This is a genomic window from Plesiomonas shigelloides (assembly GCF_900087055.1).
GTDB classification, from domain to species: Bacteria; Pseudomonadota; Gammaproteobacteria; order Enterobacterales; family CAMTGL01; genus Plesiomonas; species Plesiomonas shigelloides.
In genome coordinates, this window is the sequence record NZ_LT575468.1 from 1,601,508 (window position 1) to 1,617,245 (window position 15,738).

The 15,738-nt window shown below is 40.3% G+C and carries 12 protein-coding genes; 3 read left to right on the forward strand and 9 right to left on the reverse strand.

Going from position 1 to position 15,738, the window contains the following annotated elements:
• Positions 1-107: 107 nt before the first annotated feature.
• Entirely contained in the window at positions 108-1,319 is a 1,212-nt protein-coding gene (locus NCTC9997_RS06955) for a type II restriction endonuclease (RefSeq protein WP_064978461.1), read from the forward strand.
• Positions 1,320-1,336: 17 nt separating this feature from the next.
• Here NCTC9997_RS06955 and NCTC9997_RS06960 read toward each other — a convergent pair whose 3' ends face one another.
• Positions 1,337-2,758 (reverse strand): DNA cytosine methyltransferase, encoded by a 1,422-nt coding sequence (locus tag NCTC9997_RS06960; RefSeq protein ID WP_064977667.1) that lies wholly within the window; start codon positions 2,756-2,758, stop codon positions 1,337-1,339.
• Between the two features lie 679 nt (positions 2,759-3,437).
• Between NCTC9997_RS06960 and NCTC9997_RS06965 the strand changes: the two genes are divergently transcribed.
• The gene (locus NCTC9997_RS06965) at positions 3,438-3,785 is read left to right on the forward strand and encodes a cupin domain-containing protein (RefSeq protein WP_071849685.1); all 348 of its coding nucleotides are present in this window, start codon (positions 3,438-3,440) and stop codon (positions 3,783-3,785) included.
• 153 nt (positions 3,786-3,938) lie between these two features.
• Here NCTC9997_RS06965 and NCTC9997_RS06970 read toward each other — a convergent pair whose 3' ends face one another.
• From NCTC9997_RS06970 to NCTC9997_RS07005, 7 genes are all read right to left on the reverse strand, one after another.
• A complete protein-coding gene (locus NCTC9997_RS06970; RefSeq protein ID WP_064977668.1) occupies positions 3,939-4,181 on the reverse strand; it encodes a hypothetical protein in 243 nt (80 codons plus the stop codon).
• Between the two features lie 401 nt (positions 4,182-4,582).
• Entirely contained in the window at positions 4,583-5,236 is a 654-nt protein-coding gene (locus tag NCTC9997_RS06975) for an NAD(P)H-binding protein (RefSeq protein ID WP_064977669.1), read from the reverse strand.
• Between the two features lie 276 nt (positions 5,237-5,512).
• Entirely contained in the window at positions 5,513-6,028 is a 516-nt protein-coding gene (locus NCTC9997_RS06980; protein ID WP_156669250.1) for a hypothetical protein, read from the reverse strand.
• 1,875 nt (positions 6,029-7,903) lie between these two features.
• Positions 7,904-8,185, reverse strand: a complete 282-nt coding sequence (locus NCTC9997_RS06990; protein WP_064977671.1) for a hypothetical protein — start codon at positions 8,183-8,185, stop codon at positions 7,904-7,906.
• A 756-nt stretch (positions 8,186-8,941) separates the two neighbouring features.
• Positions 8,942-9,412, reverse strand: a complete 471-nt coding sequence (locus NCTC9997_RS06995) for a YehS family protein (protein ID WP_064977672.1) — start codon at positions 9,410-9,412, stop codon at positions 8,942-8,944.
• A 479-nt stretch (positions 9,413-9,891) separates the two neighbouring features.
• Complete coding sequence (locus NCTC9997_RS07000) at positions 9,892-10,692, reverse strand: DODA-type extradiol aromatic ring-opening family dioxygenase (RefSeq protein ID WP_064977673.1); 801 nt, start codon at positions 10,690-10,692, stop codon at positions 9,892-9,894.
• 2,302 nt (positions 10,693-12,994) lie between these two features.
• A complete protein-coding gene (locus NCTC9997_RS07005) occupies positions 12,995-13,429 on the reverse strand; it encodes a phosphate-starvation-inducible PsiE family protein (protein ID WP_167550129.1) in 435 nt (144 codons plus the stop codon).
• Between the two features lie 405 nt (positions 13,430-13,834).
• On the opposite strand from NCTC9997_RS07005, the gene NCTC9997_RS07010 reads away from it, so the two are divergent.
• Positions 13,835-14,392: a hypothetical protein gene (locus NCTC9997_RS07010; RefSeq protein WP_152135787.1), complete on the forward strand. Its 558-nt coding sequence runs from the start codon at positions 13,835-13,837 to the stop codon at positions 14,390-14,392.
• A gap of 278 nt (positions 14,393-14,670) precedes the next feature.
• Here NCTC9997_RS07010 and NCTC9997_RS07015 read toward each other — a convergent pair whose 3' ends face one another.
• Positions 14,671-15,096, reverse strand: a complete 426-nt coding sequence (locus NCTC9997_RS07015; protein WP_064977674.1) for a GNAT family N-acetyltransferase — start codon at positions 15,094-15,096, stop codon at positions 14,671-14,673.
• Positions 15,097-15,738 lie beyond the last annotated feature (642 nt).

Here is a 15,738-nt window from a genome sequence, read left to right on the forward strand (position 1 = left end):
TAATGTTGAAAATATCATAATTAGGAACTATTGATCTCGCGGTCAAGCTGAGATTGTGAAAGAATAATCGTAAATGAGATTTAATGTTTTTGATTAAGGGCAATCTGATGTCGGATCTTAGTTGTTGGTTATCTGAAAAGGCCGATAGAAAAGACTATCTCCTCGTTAAGCGATTATCCGCAAATGATACTGGAGCAACAGGTGGGCACCAAGTAGGCTTGTATATTCCATCTGCCATGGTTGAAAAATTATTCCCATCTATAAATATTACGTCTGTAAAAAATCCCGATACAAAAATAACTGCGCATGTGTCTTCTCATGATTGTCCTGATAGCTTAGCTAGAGCTATCTATTATAATAATAAATATTTTGGTGGGACTAGAAATGAAAAAAGGATTACAAGGTGGGGTAGGAATAGTCCTTTGCAAGATGCCGAAAATACAGGAGCTCTTGCTATTTTGGCATTTCAAAATAATGATGGTTTAGATTCTAACTTTGTAGATATCTGGGTGTGCCGTTCTCTAGGAGAGGAAGATTTAGTAGAGTCAGTTATCGGTGAGGTTCTGCCAGGGGTACTCTTGTTTGGTACTTCAAGTAAAATCATTAGTTCTTCAGCGTTAGGGAATATATCTTCTCGTGGTACATATATCATCCCAGATGATTGGAAAATCAATTTCCCATCAGGCAGGGATATAGTGATGTATGCTAATGAACATTGCGCCTCAAGATCAAAAAATCCTGATGTGCAGTTACTTGAACGTCGGAATTATGAATATGAGATTTTTTTATTAATCGAACAAGCCCATGTTCTAGATTTAATAAAAAAAGGATTTGGAACTGTTGATGAGTTTATAGCACTGGCGAATTCCGTCAGCAATCGACGTAAATCACGAGCGGGGCGATCATTAGAACTACATTTGGAGCAGTTGTTCATTGAGCATGGATTACTAACCTTTTCTACCCAGGCTGTTACTGAAGGAAATAAAAAACCTGACTTCTTATTTCCTTCCTCAGATGCTTATCATAACTTATCATTTCCATCAGAAAAGCTTAACATGTTAGCAGTGAAAACTACTTGTAAAGATAGATGGCGGCAAGTATTAAATGAGGCCAATCGAATAGAAAAAATTCATCTATTCACTTTACAAGAGGGGGTTTCTGTAACTCAATTTGAAGAAATGCAGCAAGCAGGTGTAAATCTCGTCGTGCCGTTATCCTTGCATAAGAAATATCCAGAGAAAATTAGAGGGCACTTGATATCATTAAGTGATTTTATAAATGATCTTGCTAAGTTATATCAGGAAGAGGTTGGCGCATAGTGCGCCAACTTTTAAATTTATTGTTTTTTTTCTAAAGATACAGCTTTTATAATGAATGGCTCAAGTAAATTTGCTACTGCCTCAAATACTGGTACTACAACGGAGTTTCCAAATTGTCGGTATGCTTGAGTGTCAGATACTGGTATTCTAAATTTATTTTCACCTGGTTTTTCAAAGCCCATAAGCCTTGCACATTCTCTCGGAGTTAGTCGGCGAGGTCTATGGTTTTGATTCTGCTCGTTTGAGAAATCTTTTTCTCCTAGAGCCATATCCCAACCTCTATCAATTAAAATTTCAGAACCATCTTTATGGTATCTTGCTGATAAAGTTCTTGTTACACAACTTTCATTATTTGGATTCACTAAACCAAATCCAAAACCATTACCTTTCGCTGCATGCTTTTTAGCATAGTTATATAAGTATTCCCAAAGTTTCGGAGTTAGAATGTACTTGCTATCTACGGATATATCTAATAACTCCCGTAATGTAGGTCGTCTTTCTGGATAAAAGCGATAGACATCTTGTAAACTAAAGCCATGATGAATATTTAGATCTCTACGAAAGCCTACTAAAATAATTCGCTCTCGATGTTGTGGCAAGAAGTGTTTCCCATCTATAATTTTAGGATCGTTTTTATCTTTAGTTAATGCATCTGATACTTCGTAACCTAATTCATCAAGAGCATTCATGATTATTTTAAATGTCTTTCCCTTATCATGACTTTTAAGGTTTTTAACATTTTCTAGGACAAATATAGCTGGTCTTTTTGCTTGAATGACTCTTGCTACATCAAAAAAAAGTGTTCCTTGAGCTTCACATTCAAATCCATGAGCTCGACCTAGAGAATTTTTTTTGCTAACACCCGCAAGGCTAAATGGTTGGCATGGGAAACCAGCAAGTAAAACGTCATGATCTGGTATAGATCTGTCAATAAATTTATATGCTTCAAATTCAGATATTTCTGGTTTATCACTCAGAGTGACTTCACGTATATCAGAGTTAAATCTATGACTCTCTGCATCATTATACCAGTTTGCTTTATAGGTCCGAACAGCCTCTTTATTCCATTCACTAGTGAATACGCATTGTCCACCAATCTCTTCAAATCCTTTACGAATACCACCTATCCCTGCAAATAAATCAATAAATTTAAATGAGTAGTTAGGATGATTTTTTGGTGGTTGAGGCAGCATCTTACGTAAGAGAGATTCTTCTGCATAAGTAAGCGATTTCGGTGCGCTTTTCCCATTTACCCAGCGATTAAGTGTTTCTCGACTCCAATCATTTTTACCGACCATGCGCAATAACTCAGCAACATACTTTTGGTCGTATATTTCAAGTACTTGGCTAATTAGTTTTTTGTCATTTTCTTGTTGTTTTTTTTCTTCTGACTCAGCTTTAGCAAGTAAATCTTGCGCGAGCAATTCAAATTCGGACATACTTCCTCCGTGGGTGTTATGGGTGAGATACTATCACTCATTTGACCCAGATGGAATGGTGGGCATGGATATTTAACCAGTAATTTGATGATGAGAAATTAATTTACGTGGTTTTCATAAAACAAATGTGTCGTAATGCATTGATATATAATGTTTTATTGTGCAGTATAGATCGTGCTAAAGCCTAACAAAGAGTTAAACAGGGACATTTTGAAATGGGCATTCGCTACGCGAATTTTATGCCCATTTCAAACCGCTGCGCACGCAGGCGTGCTGCGCTATGCCCCTTAACTAAATGTTATGCAAAAGGCTAGAGTCTGCAACGGTTCACGGTTTAAAAATCAGTGTCCACCGTGCTGAAGTTTATTTGAATATTATTCACTAATTGATTCTCTGAGTTATTTGGCATCAGATATTCATAAATCCACATTAAATACCGCAATTAATACGTCGTTATGCTTTGGTATTGTAACGCTGAATAAGTAGGTTTTTTCCTACTAGCTACAGATAAATCAATCTTTGCTTACTTTGGGAATGCGTTTATAGTGGTGTCATTCAGCGTTTTGTACTCTCAACATGGTTTTAAGATGATCTTGAGAAGGCAAATGTGCTAATAAAAAATTGGTGGCTAGAAATATATCGGTAAAGCTCCTTACTTACACAACATGAGATGGATATCATGGCAATAGTTTCAACCGAAAATGCTTTGCACTACGTCTGGGGTTTATCTTGTGATGGCTGGCATTTAGCTAAAACCTCAGGGCTAAGTGTTATACAAGAGCGCGTACCCAGCGGTGCAGGTGAAGTTAGGCATTTGCATGAGAACGCTGAACAATTTTTCTATGTCTTATCTGGTATAGCAACTCTTGAGGTTGCTGGTCATGTACACAAAATAAAGCCGTTACACGGGATACACATTCCAGCGAAAACACCGCATCAACTAAGTAATCAAGGTGATTCTGAACTGACATTTTTGGTCATTTCCACACCGCCAAGTCACGGTGATAGAGTTGAGTTATTTGCATAACAAAAAGTTAAGCAGGGACATTTTGAAATGGGCATTCGCTACGCGAATTTTATGCCCATTTCAAACCGCTGCGCATGCAAGCATGCTACGCTATGCCCCGGTAACTAAATGTTATCTGAAAGGCGAATTTAATAGGCTTTCGTGGTTTAAATTTTAGGCCGTAGCCAAGCTAATTTTCGCGGCGCAATTGTATTCTTTCTTCGGTTTAGCTTCAGCGTCGAATGGTCGAGTTGTCTTGGCTACAGTGCTATTTACGTAAATATTGTATTCTTTCCATTCTTTCCATTCTTGAACATAGTTGGCGAATGTGCGCGTTGCAGTTTCAGCGGTATAGGCGAATGTAATCCAGCTTTCTTTCCCGTCAGTTGGTTCTGCTGCAACGAGTAGTTTTGACATAGCATAGCTTTCTGCAACTGAGAAATTGTATTCTTTCCTGTTGGACGCTTGGTTTTTAGCCGCACGAAATCAGTGCTTTTTCACACAATTGAAGCTGAACGGTCGAGTCACGTGATAAATCATCGCTAGAATAAGGTAAGTTCAGGCTCGCCGAGGAAAACTGCCTTTACTTAAGGCTGTTACGTTGGTCTGCAAAACTCTGCTTTTAGCAGCCTTGGGGTTTCAGATAACAAGAAATTCAAGCAGGGACATTTTGAAATGAGCATTCGCTACGCGAATTTTATGCTCATTTCAAACCACTGCGCACGCAAGCGTGCTCCGTTATGCCCCTTAATTAAATGTTATCAGGAGTCGCGCTAAATTTAGAACTGTGGGTCATGAAGTAATCGTAGTTAATTGTCTTAGCTACAATTTCTCATTTCGCCAGAAAGCAGTATTTTCACGCCAACTGTATTAGGAGTCGCATTCACTAGCGATTTTGCTACAGAAATGGCGGTAATGGGTTTGTAGTTTTTCGGAATAAAACTCATCAATGCATTAGCGAATAGCTGACTGTAGTGCTCATTACTTCTTTTCGGTTGGCCCAATGCATCACGATCACCTAATAGCATAGAAGGGCGAGCAATCGTCACACCTCTAAAGCCTAAATTCTCAACTGTCAGCTCTAATTCGCCTTTTACTCTGCTATAAAACACTACAGAATTTGGGTTAGCGCCCATTGCACTAACAATTCCTATGCGGTCTACGCCAACTTTTCGGGCAGCTATTGCTACGGCGAGGTTTGCATCAAAATCCACTGCACGAAATGCATCTTTGCTTCCTGCATCTTTGATAGTTGTTCCAAGTGCAAGATAGACTTCATTTGCGCTAGGTAATGCGGGTAAGTCCTCAAAATTCACAACTAGTTGAACAAGCTTCGGATGATCCAGTTTCAGCTTGCGTCTCGTTAAACTGTATACTGTACGAACAGTGTCGTCGTTCAAAAGCTGTTTGAAGATCTCGCTGCCAACCAGTCCGGTACTTCCTGTAGTAATCACATCGCGATTTGGTAGCATCTGAGGGTTCCTTGGTATTCTGTATGTTCTGGTTGTAACCAAGGTTAGCGCAGTCTAAGTGTTTTGGTAATCCATTTTGTTTGGTCTACATTGGCTCCGTGATAACAAAAAATTCAAGCAGGGACATTTTGAAATGGGCATTCGCTACGCGAATTTTACGCCCATTTCAAACCACTTCGCACGCAGGCGTGCTCCGTTATGCCCCTTAATTAAATGTTATCAGGCTGTGGCATAGCAATCTTTTGTGCGAATGTTATATACATATCCATCATATGGTTAATAGCAAGTATTACCGTCAGAAGATGACCATGAAGTTCCATCTAAAAGTTTATTAAATTTAATATATTTTAGCAGTCTATTCTTAGTGTTAAATGTGATTAATTCTATTTCTGATACAACTTGGGCTGGTTCAATACTTTCTAGAGAGTTATTTGGTTCATTGATAAAAACCGTGTAAATGCAATTGATTGCGTCAGAGTTGCTTTTTACAATTCTTCTTGCTTTGTTTATATCATCATTCTCGACTAATAAAATGGAGTTTAATGATTTTGCTAATTGTTCTGCTGCTTTGCTTTGTTCTCTATGGGGGTATTTTTCTTTTATATATTGGTCAATATCATCTCGAATGCTATTATGGTTTCTATCTGACCCAATTAAAGAGTCACCTCGCTCTAAAGAGGGTGTTAATCCCGAAACTTCTAACTTGTTAATTATATCATTTCCTGATAATGTCCTATAACTCAATGCAATAAGTATAAATCCTATAGCTAAGAAAGAGCGTGTTCCTTTCATAATTATCCTATGCGCTAAAGCTGTATTGCCTATAGCGTTAGTAGTGACAGAATGCTAGAAGTTTTTTTGCGATTTAGCATTATATTTCGATTGGCGATCTTGATAATATATATTTTGTGTTGTGCGAAGTATATGCAAATTTTGTCTGGCAATGAAAATGAACTATTAGTTAGTAATTGGTGTACTTCGCAAATCTATTCTTGAAGTGGATAATTATGCCGTGATAACAAAGAGCTCAAGCAGGGACATTTTGAAATGGGCATTCACTGCGTGAATTTTATGCCCATTTCAAACCGCTGTGCACGCAGGCGTGCTACGCTATGCCCCTTAGCTAAATGTTAGCTGAAAGGCGAATTTAATAGGCTTTTGTGGGTAAAATTTGAGCACTACTCATAGTTTATTGTCACGGCGCAATTGTATTTTTTCTTCGATTTACCTTTTGCGTCGCATGGGTGAGTTGGCTTGGCTGCTTCATCGTTTAAGTAAATATCGCATTCATTCCAGTAGCGTATTCGGCGGAGTCCGGCAAAGTTGCCGATGCATCTTCAGCATTCACTGTAAGTCAGTATTCTTTCCATTCCTGAACATTGTTTGCGAATGGCCGCGTTGAAGTTTCTACGGTGTAGGCGAATGTAATCCTGTATTCTTTCCCGTCAGCAGGTTCTACTGCAACAGGTAGTTTTGGAATAGTAAGGTTTGCTACAACTGCGCAATCGTATTCTTTCCTCTGGTTTGCATGGTCTTTAGCTGCACGAAATCAGAGTTCTTTTGCACAACAGGTGGCGAATGGTCGAGTCACATGGAAGTGTGTTAATAGAATAGGGCCAGTACAATGCACGCCAAGGTCTATTGTCCTTACTTAAGGTTGTTTAGTGGGGCGGCAAGTCTAGTGTTTTTAGCTACCTTGGGGTTTCAGCTAACAAAAAACTCAACAGGAACATTTTGAAATGGGCATTCGCTGCGCGAATTTTACGCCCATTTCAAACCACTGCGCATGCAAGCATGCTACGTTATGCCCCTTAGTTAGAAGTTATCTGAAAGGCGAATTTAATAGGCTTTCGTGGTTTAAATTTCAGTCCGTAGCCAAGCTAGTTTTCGTGGCTCACTTGTATTCTTTCTTCGGTTTAGCTTCAGAGCCGAATGGTAGAGTTGTCTTGGCTACAGAACTATTTACGTAAATATCGTATTCTTTCCATTCTTGAACATAGTTGGAGAATGAGCGCGTTGCAGTTTCAGCGGTATAGGCGAATGTAATCCGGCTTTCTTTCCCGTCAGTTGGTTCTGCTGTTGCGGGGAGGTCGGGCATAGCATGGTTTGCGGAAACTGGAAAATCGTATTCTTTCCTGCTGTTAGCATTGTGTGTGGTTGCACAAAATCAGTGTTCTTTTGCACAATCTAAGTCGAATGGTCGAGTCACGTGATCAATCATCGGTAGAATAGGGTAAGTTCAGGCTCGCCGAGGAAAACTGCTTTTACTTAAGGCTGTTACGTTGGTCGGAAAAACTCAGCTTTTAGCAACCTTGGGGTTTCAGATAACAACAAATTCAAGCAGGGACATTTTGAAATGAGCATTCGCTGCGCGAATTATACGCTCATTTCAAACCACTGCGCACGCAATCGTGCTCCGTTATGCCCCTTAATTAAATGTTATCAGGAAGGGCATTTAATTAATATTTTTGGCGTATGAGAGAATCGTACTATTACCGTAGTAGGGTACCACGGCGAATGAAAAATATTATATTTTAACGCCCGTCTAAGGGGCTGGCAACGAACTATCACTAAACTCAAACACAACAACTGCAACCACCGCGCCTCAATGGGACTAGAAGCGCGGCGCGTTGACAGTCACATTGAGGCGTTTGTTATATGTGTGACCTAAACAAGGCACCAGCTTGGGCATGTAGCATCGTCCTCTTCCATATCACGCTGGTTGTCAAGGAAGAACGTTACAAATTGATTGGCCGCATCAACTACACACATATCCTCTGGAATTTGTTTGCTACACCGAATAGCATCGTGGGCAATATTGAAAAAACCAGTCCCAGATATAACATGTCTGTATTTGTTTATAGCATCATCGCCTTGTGTAGAAAGGTTGATCGCATTACCTATTGCTGTCATTTGTACTATGTACAAAAATTCTTCTTGTTTAGTCATGTTTACTTCCTATTTCCCTAGCATATAACAGCATTATTATATTTTGTCTACCCATGTGTGACACAACTCTTTCTCGAAATTGAGGTATATATCGTAGTACCCAACTTTACTCTGGGTCGTTGTTAATAACACCTTTAGATACTCGCGTCGTGCATTCGTTAAGTTTGATATTACGTTGTTTGTAATCTGGTATCTTCCACAATTTGAACAACATACATCAAATCTATTGTCATGGTCTGTTTTAGCTGCTTGCGCTGTGGTGCCACAAACGAAACAATTATTATCAAAAATTTCCATTTATTTATCCTCTAAATTAAGGCTCTTAACGCAGCAGCAATAAATGCAAAAATCATTTTTTAACGGATTTTTTCACTAGAAACACAACAGCGTATTATGCGGAAACTTTCCGTATAGTAACGTGACATGTATTCTTCGTCACCAATGTAACGAGTTGTGCAGTATTGCACATGCGGTTTTAGTGTAGAAGTAGAGTTAGATCATGTGTTGGGTGTGTAAACAAGCGTTGCTTTCCAAGCAATGGGTCCGTGATAACAAGAAGCTCAAGCTGGGACATTTTGAAATGGGCATTCACTACGTGAATTTTATGCCCATTTCAAACCGCTGCGCACGCGAGCGTGCTACGCTATGCCCCTTAGCTAAATGTTATCAGGAAGAGCATTTAACAGGCAGTTGCTTAGAATGTTAGTATGGTAATGTTGCCGTAGCAGGGGGAGGCTACGGCAAATGGAAAATACTTTACGATTCCGTATTGCCACCACGTGGATGCTCTAGTCCTCGTAGGAAAGCTTTTATAACGTGGTCTTTACATTCCCTATAATGCTTATTATCTGGCTTACGGAAAAATGCACTCAATTCATGTTTGCTTAAACGAAAATCTTCAAATTGCAAAATTTCTAAAATATCTTCAGCTTTCAAGTTCAAAGCTATGCGCAACTTTTGGAATACAATATTGTTGTTTACTATTTCTTCATTCCGTGATTCTACGCCATCAAGCTTGCCACGCTTATAATTGATAAAACCATTTAAAAATAACGCAAGCTCTTTATCGCTGAATTCAAGATAAGAGCCGTCACTCTCTTTTTTAAGCCAGCAAGAGAGTTGTTCATCTTGAACAGAAAAGTCTGCTAAAGAAAATATCTTTGACAATTCATGAACATCTAGTTCAAAAGCATAACTTACGTAGCGTAAAACATCATTGTTGGTCAAAATAGTTCCTAGTCTTAGGTAAATCCAGTGCAATCAATGTGATTACTGAAACGCTCGTATTTTAGCAGATTTGGAGCCTGTACCCTATCAATTGCGTGGTTTTATGAGTGAACATAAGAATGTTATCAAGCGAAATTTTTGTGTCGTAGTGTTGCATTAACTCAGTGCAACAAAACGCAACAATGTGTTATATGGAGGGTGTTTGCTTTTGCGGTAAAGAGTCAGCGTTAGCGAGTGTTGTTGATTAGGCAACAATAATTGCTATGCAAGCATCGTGTTCCTTGATAACAAAAAATTCAAGCAGGGACATTTTGAAATGGGCATTCGCTACGCGAATTTTACGCCCATTTCAAACCACTTCGCACGCAGGCGTGCTCCGTTATGCCCCTTAATTAAATGTTAACCGGAATTTTCTATTAATTACCAATTGAGCCGAATGCTAAATCGCTAATGGGCATAATTTCTCATCACCTAAAAATTTAAGCCCACAAAAACATGCTCGTTTCTTTGTTCAGAATTTCTAATTCAAATGCTTGTGTACATGCTGAACCCGCGAATCCATAGCAAACATGTAAAGGCAGTAAGTGCTCTTCGCGTGGGTGGCAATAGCGAGAAAAGGGGGCTTTGTCCCAGTTGGTTAGACGGTCACATCGTTCGTTTTCTGACAGTTCTTGGCTTGTACATGTAGCAATGAGCCACTGTTGGAATGCGTTGTTTGCGGCTCTCATCTCGGTTGTTTCTGGGGTGAAGAATGCTCTCATGTTGTGAAATGAAAAACCTGACCCGATAAGAAGTATCGATGGATCATTTAAATCTCTTAATGCTTTACCTATCCTAATGTGAGATTCAGGATTCAAGCTGCTCAGTAATGAGAGCTGTACGCAGGGTATATCGGCTTCTGGGTACATTATTTTCAATGGTACAAAGAGCCCATGATCAAACCCGCGATTTGGGTCTGCAGTTACTGTTATACCAGCCGATTTAAGTTTGGTTGTGATGTCGTGAGCTAGTTTTGGTGAGCCAGAGCAAGGGTATTGAATGGTGTATGATTCAGGTGGAAATCCACCATAGTCGTAAATCAATGTTGGCATAGCTCCTGAGGTCACTGCAGCACTATGCGATTCCCAATGCGCACTCACCATCATGATCGCTGACGGTTTCGAAATCTGTTTGGCTATCGTTTGTAGGCACGAAACCATCTGCGCATGTTGAGGATCGCCAAGGAGGGGTAATGGGCCACCGCCGTGAGAAATGAAGAGTGCTCGGTGTTGGGTAGCCATATACAAATTCCTATTGGTCAGAATTGAATGCTATTGGTCAGTATAGTCTTTTGCTAGCACTCAAAACTGCGTCTGCGCGTCAAAATATCAGAGAAAAATTTAAGGCAGTTCGGTGAGTCTTCTATACCAAGCTTCTACCAGCATCGGTTCCGGTTAACAAAGAGCTAAAGTAGGGACATTTTGAAATGGGCATTCGCTGCGCGAATTTTATGCCCATTTCAAACCGCTGCGCACGCAAGCGTGCTGCGCTATGCCCCTTAGCTAAATGTTATCTGAAAGGCGAATTTAATAGGCTTTCGTGGTTTAAATTTCAGGTCATAGTCATTTTACTTTTAGCGGCGTAATTGTATTTTTTCTTCGATTTAGTGCTTTTGTCGAATGGTGAAGTTGTCTTGGCTACATTTCCCTAGAGTGAATATCGTATTCTTTCCAGTCAGTTGGTTCTGCTGCTACGGGTAGTTTTGGCATAGCATGGCTTGCTGTAACTGAGAAATTGTATTCTTTCCTGTTGGATACATGGTTTTTAGCCGCACGAAATCAGTGCTTTTTCGCACAATTGAAACCGAATGGTCGAGTTACGTGGAAGTTCATCTGTAGAATAGGGGCATTACAGTGCACGCCGAGCAAAATCGTTTTTACTTAAGGCGGTTACGTTGGTCGGCAGAAGCCAGCTTTTAGCAACCTTGGGGTTTCAGATAACAAGAAATTCAAGCAGGGACATTTTGAAATGAGCATTCGCTGCGCGAAATTTACGCTCATTTCAAACCACTGCGCACGCAAGCGTGCTCTGTTATGCCCCTTAATTAAATGTTATCTGAAAGGCGAATTTAATAGGCTTTCGTGGTTTAAATTTCAGTCCGTAGACAAGCTAGTTTTCGTGGCGCAATTGTATTCTTTCTTCGGTTTAGCTTCAGAGTCGAATGGTCGAGTTGTCTTGGCCACTGTGCTATTTACGTAAATATTGTATTCTTTCCATTCTTGAACACAGTTGGCGAATGAGCGTGTTGCAGTTTCAGCGGTATAGGCGAATGTAATCCAGCTTTCTTTCCCGTCAGTTGGTACTGCTGTTGCAGGGTGATCAGGCATAGCATGGTTTGCGGAAACTGGAAAATCGTATTCTTTCTTGCTGTTAGCATGGTATGTGGTTGCACAAAATCAGTGTTCTTTTGCACAATCTAAGTCGAATGGTCGAGTCACGTGATAAATCATCGGTAGAATAGGGTAAGTTTAGGCTCGCCGAGGAAAGCTGCTTTTACTTAAGGCTGTTACGTTGGTCGGCAAAACCCTGCTTTTAGCAACCTTGGGGTTTCAGATAACAAGAAATTCAAGCAGGGACATTTTGAAATGAGCATTCGCTGCGCGAATTTTACGCTCATTTCAAACCACTTCGCACACAAGCGTGCTTCGTTATGCCCCTTAATTAAATGTTAGCTGAAAGGCGAATTTAATAAGCTTTTGTGTGTTAAATTTGAGCACTACGCATAGCTTATTGTCACGGCTCAATTGTATTTTTTCTTCGATTTACCTTTTGCGTCGAATGGTTGAGTTGGCTTGGCTGCTTCATCGTTTAAGTAAATATCGCATTCATTCCAGTAGCGTATTCGGTGGAGTCCGGTAAAGTTGCCGATGCATCTTCAGCGTTCACTGTAAGTCAGTATTCTTTCCATTCCTGAACATTGTTTGCGAATGGCCGCGTTGAAGAATCTGTGGTTTAGGAGAATGTAATCCTGTTTTCTTTCCAGTCAGCGGGTGCGGCTGCAACTAACAGTTTTGGCATAGCAAGCTTTGCAACAACTGCAAAATGGTATTCTTTCCTCTTGTTTGCATGGTGTTTAGCTGCTCGAAATCAGCGTTATTTTTCACAATTGAAGGCGAATGGTCGAGTCACGTGCATCATTGCGAATAGAATAGGGAAAGTACAATGCTCGCCAAGGTATATTGTCCTTACTTAAGGTTGTTTGGCGGGTCGGTAAGTGTAGTGTTTTTAGCTGCCTTGGGGTTTCAGCTAACAAAAAACTCAACAGGGACATTTTGAAATGGGCATTCGCTGCGCGAATTTTACGCCCATTTCAAACCACTGCGCATGCAAGCATGCTACGTTATGCTCCTTAGTTAGAAGTTATCAGGAAGGCACCTAACTTGTTTTTTAGGTGAATGCGATATTAGTAATATTGCCGTAGTAGGGTGCTACGGCAAAAGAATGAGGTTTAAGATGTCAACTATGCAAGCTTAGGTCGGAACACGGAGCACAAAGTTTAATGCCGCTTGCTTGGTGACCACGTGTCACAATGTGCATAATATATCATTCTCGATGGCTCCGTTTAATTAAAAAGTAGCAACCACCAAGGCTAAGAATAATAACTCCCAGACCAATAATAGAGACAGGGTCGTATTTGTCTAGGTCTAATAAGATCACTTTTCTTGAAACGGCAATCACTCCCACCAGGAGAACCACTTCGGCATGAACAATATTTCTTTTGAAATACATCTCCACGGTTTCCATTAATTCAAAGCCTATTAGAATTATAAAAACAAAGCTGAATAACTTGAAAAGCTCATCAATTTCTAAAAAAAGAACGTTGTCAGTTGAGTTGAAAATCTCTTGGAATAATACAATTGATAATTCTATGACAGAGGATAATACGATTATCACCATCAAAAACAGCACGACAAGAGACATCCATCTTTTTACTGTTTTTGTTATTGATACTGCTTTATCTATCTTTTCGTCAATCAAGGTGTATCTCCATTCATGCACAACATCGCCATTACACCGAAACCATTCCATATAGTAGCGTTACATAGATTTGGCGTCATCTTATGTAATGGACTAATTTGCGTTGCATATAAGAATTTTGATATACCTATCTTGTTAGGCATAATGTTAATATGGAAATATGCGTAATTATCTAAATGTCTTGTTCCGTGATAACAAAAAATTCAACAGGGACATTTTGAAATGGGCATTCGCTGCGCGAATTTTACGCCCATTTCAAACCACTGCGCACGCAGGCGTGCTCCGTTATGCCCCTTAATTAAATGTTATGATTTCATTAGAACTATGCTGTTTTCTTCAAAGCTACAACAAATCGTGTTACCTTTTAGCCAGTTTTACAGGGTATCAAATAATGCATGGAGCTGCATGATGAGGGCTTTTTTTCTTGGTGCTTTACTGGTTCTTCAACCGACAGTCTCAATGAGTACTGAAAATACTCAAATCTCATCAGAGGTTACGAGGTCTTCTGCTATTCCTGAGTTCAAAGATTATCCTTCTTCTGCACCTTATATTGGCCCAGCAGGGAAGTTAATAAAAAACTCAGAACTATCTAAAACATTTCCAACTCGACTAAGCAAAGCAATGGCTGAACCACCAGTAATTGCAGGTGAGTATGTTATTACTGGTTGGGGGTGTGGTGGAGCTGGTTGCTACGTTGAAGCATTAGTGAATAGGAAAACCGGGCAAGCGGTTGAGACCACGTTTAATGCATATAATTTGTGGCAAGAGAACGAGAATGGAGAAGGTGAGGATTTACGAGTTGGTGAGTGGATTGACTCGTACAATCTTAATAGCCGATTAGTTGTTACATCGAAAGTTGCTGAGGGCATTGATGATGGCAACTCACGAGAATATCTAAAAAACTATTATGTCATAAATGGTAATGTTCTAGAGCTAATCAAAACTGTCAAAGAGAGCAAATAACTTATTTTTTAGGAATGTCAGTGCCCTAAAATCATAACAAAAAGCTCAAGCAGGGACATTTTGAAATGGGCATTCACTACGTGAATTTTGTGCCCATTTCAAACCGCTGCGCACGCGAGCGTGCTACGCTATGCCCCTTAGCTAAATGTTATCAGGAAAGGCATTTAACCTATATTTTTGGCGAATGTAAGTTTTGTAAACACCACATAGTAGGTTACTCATTGGTGCGACATAGCAGCGGAAATTTTGCCATTCGCACCATAGTCGTTAGCTAGGCTTCATTGCGTGTAACCATCGGTTGCTGCTTTCGATGGATCTGAAAAAATTGCCATGGCGGTATTCATGCGACGAAATCCGAACTTCTCATAAAACGACTCCCGACCAGGAACGGCATATAGGATGATCTTTCGATGTCCCTTGGAAAGGCTAACCAGCCTTTGTATGATCTCTTTCCCAAGGCCTTTTCCCTGATAAGCAGGGTGAACCACGATGTCGCAAAGATAAGAGCAGTCAACGCCGTCAGCCACAGCGCGTCCGGCTGCGATGACCTTATCTTCATAGAGCGCAATACACTTGAACATGCTATTTGAATAAGCGGTCTTCAACCACTCACTGCTCTTGATACCAAGAGGAGCAATGCGATAAAGCTCTGACATTTCATCCCAATCGAGCACATCGATAGATTGGATCCATTGAATTGGCATAATGTCTCCTATGAAGCTTAACAGCGTATTATGCGGAAAGTTTCAGTATAGAACTCGGTATGTACTCTGAGTCTCCAGATGTAACGTTCTGCCGTGTACTGAGTAGTAGTTTTTGCTGTGTAAGCAGAGTTAGCTCGTGCTTTGAGTACGCAAAATGAGCATCGAGTTCCATGATAACAAAAAATTCAAGCAGGGACATTTTGAAATGGGCATTCGCTGCGTCGAATGAGTGAGTTGCCTTGGCTACTTAATCGTTTACGTAAATATCGTTTTCTTTCCCGTAGCGTGATCAGCGCAGACCGCCCAAGTTGCCGATGTAACTTCAGTGTTCACGGTAAGTCAGTATTCTTTCTAACCCTGTACATTGTATGTGAGCGGTCGCGTTGAAGTGTCTGCGGTGTAGGCGAATGTAATCCTGTTATCTTTCCAGTCAGCTGGTTCGGTTGCAACTGAGAGTTTTGGCATAGCAAGTTTTGCTACAACTGCAAAATCGTATTCTTTCCGACTGTTTGCATGGTGTTTAGCTGCACGAAATCAGCGTTCTTTTGCACAATTGAAGGCGAATGGTCGAGTCACGTTCATCATTGCGAATAGAATAGGGCCAGTACAATGCTCGCCAAGCTCTATTGTCCTTACTTAAGG

Excerpts from the sequence above, each read along its gene's own strand:
- NCTC9997_RS06960 (WP_064977667.1), bottom strand. The coding sequence starts at position 2,758 with ATGTCCGAATTTGAATTGCTCGCGCAAGATTTACTTGCTAAAGCTGAG.
- NCTC9997_RS06965 (WP_071849685.1), top strand. The coding sequence starts at position 3,438 with ATGGCAATAGTTTCAACCGAAAATGCTTTGCACTACGTCTGGGGTTTA.
- NCTC9997_RS07015 (WP_064977674.1), bottom strand. The coding sequence starts at position 15,096 with ATGCCAATTCAATGGATCCAATCTATCGATGTGCTCGATTGGGATGAA.
- NCTC9997_RS06980 (WP_156669250.1), bottom strand. The coding sequence starts at position 6,028 with ATGAAAGGAACACGCTCTTTCTTAGCTATAGGATTTATACTTATTGCA.
- NCTC9997_RS06970 (WP_064977668.1), bottom strand. The coding sequence starts at position 4,181 with ATGTCAAAACTACTCGTTGCAGCAGAACCAACTGACGGGAAAGAAAGC.
- NCTC9997_RS06955 (WP_064978461.1), top strand. The coding sequence starts at position 108 with ATGTCGGATCTTAGTTGTTGGTTATCTGAAAAGGCCGATAGAAAAGAC.
- NCTC9997_RS06990 (WP_064977671.1), bottom strand. The coding sequence starts at position 8,185 with ATGACTAAACAAGAAGAATTTTTGTACATAGTACAAATGACAGCAATA.
- NCTC9997_RS07010 (WP_152135787.1), top strand. The coding sequence starts at position 13,835 with ATGATGAGGGCTTTTTTTCTTGGTGCTTTACTGGTTCTTCAACCGACA.
- NCTC9997_RS06975 (WP_064977669.1), bottom strand. The coding sequence starts at position 5,236 with ATGCTACCAAATCGCGATGTGATTACTACAGGAAGTACCGGACTGGTT.
- NCTC9997_RS07000 (WP_064977673.1), bottom strand. The coding sequence starts at position 10,692 with ATGGCTACCCAACACCGAGCACTCTTCATTTCTCACGGCGGTGGCCCA.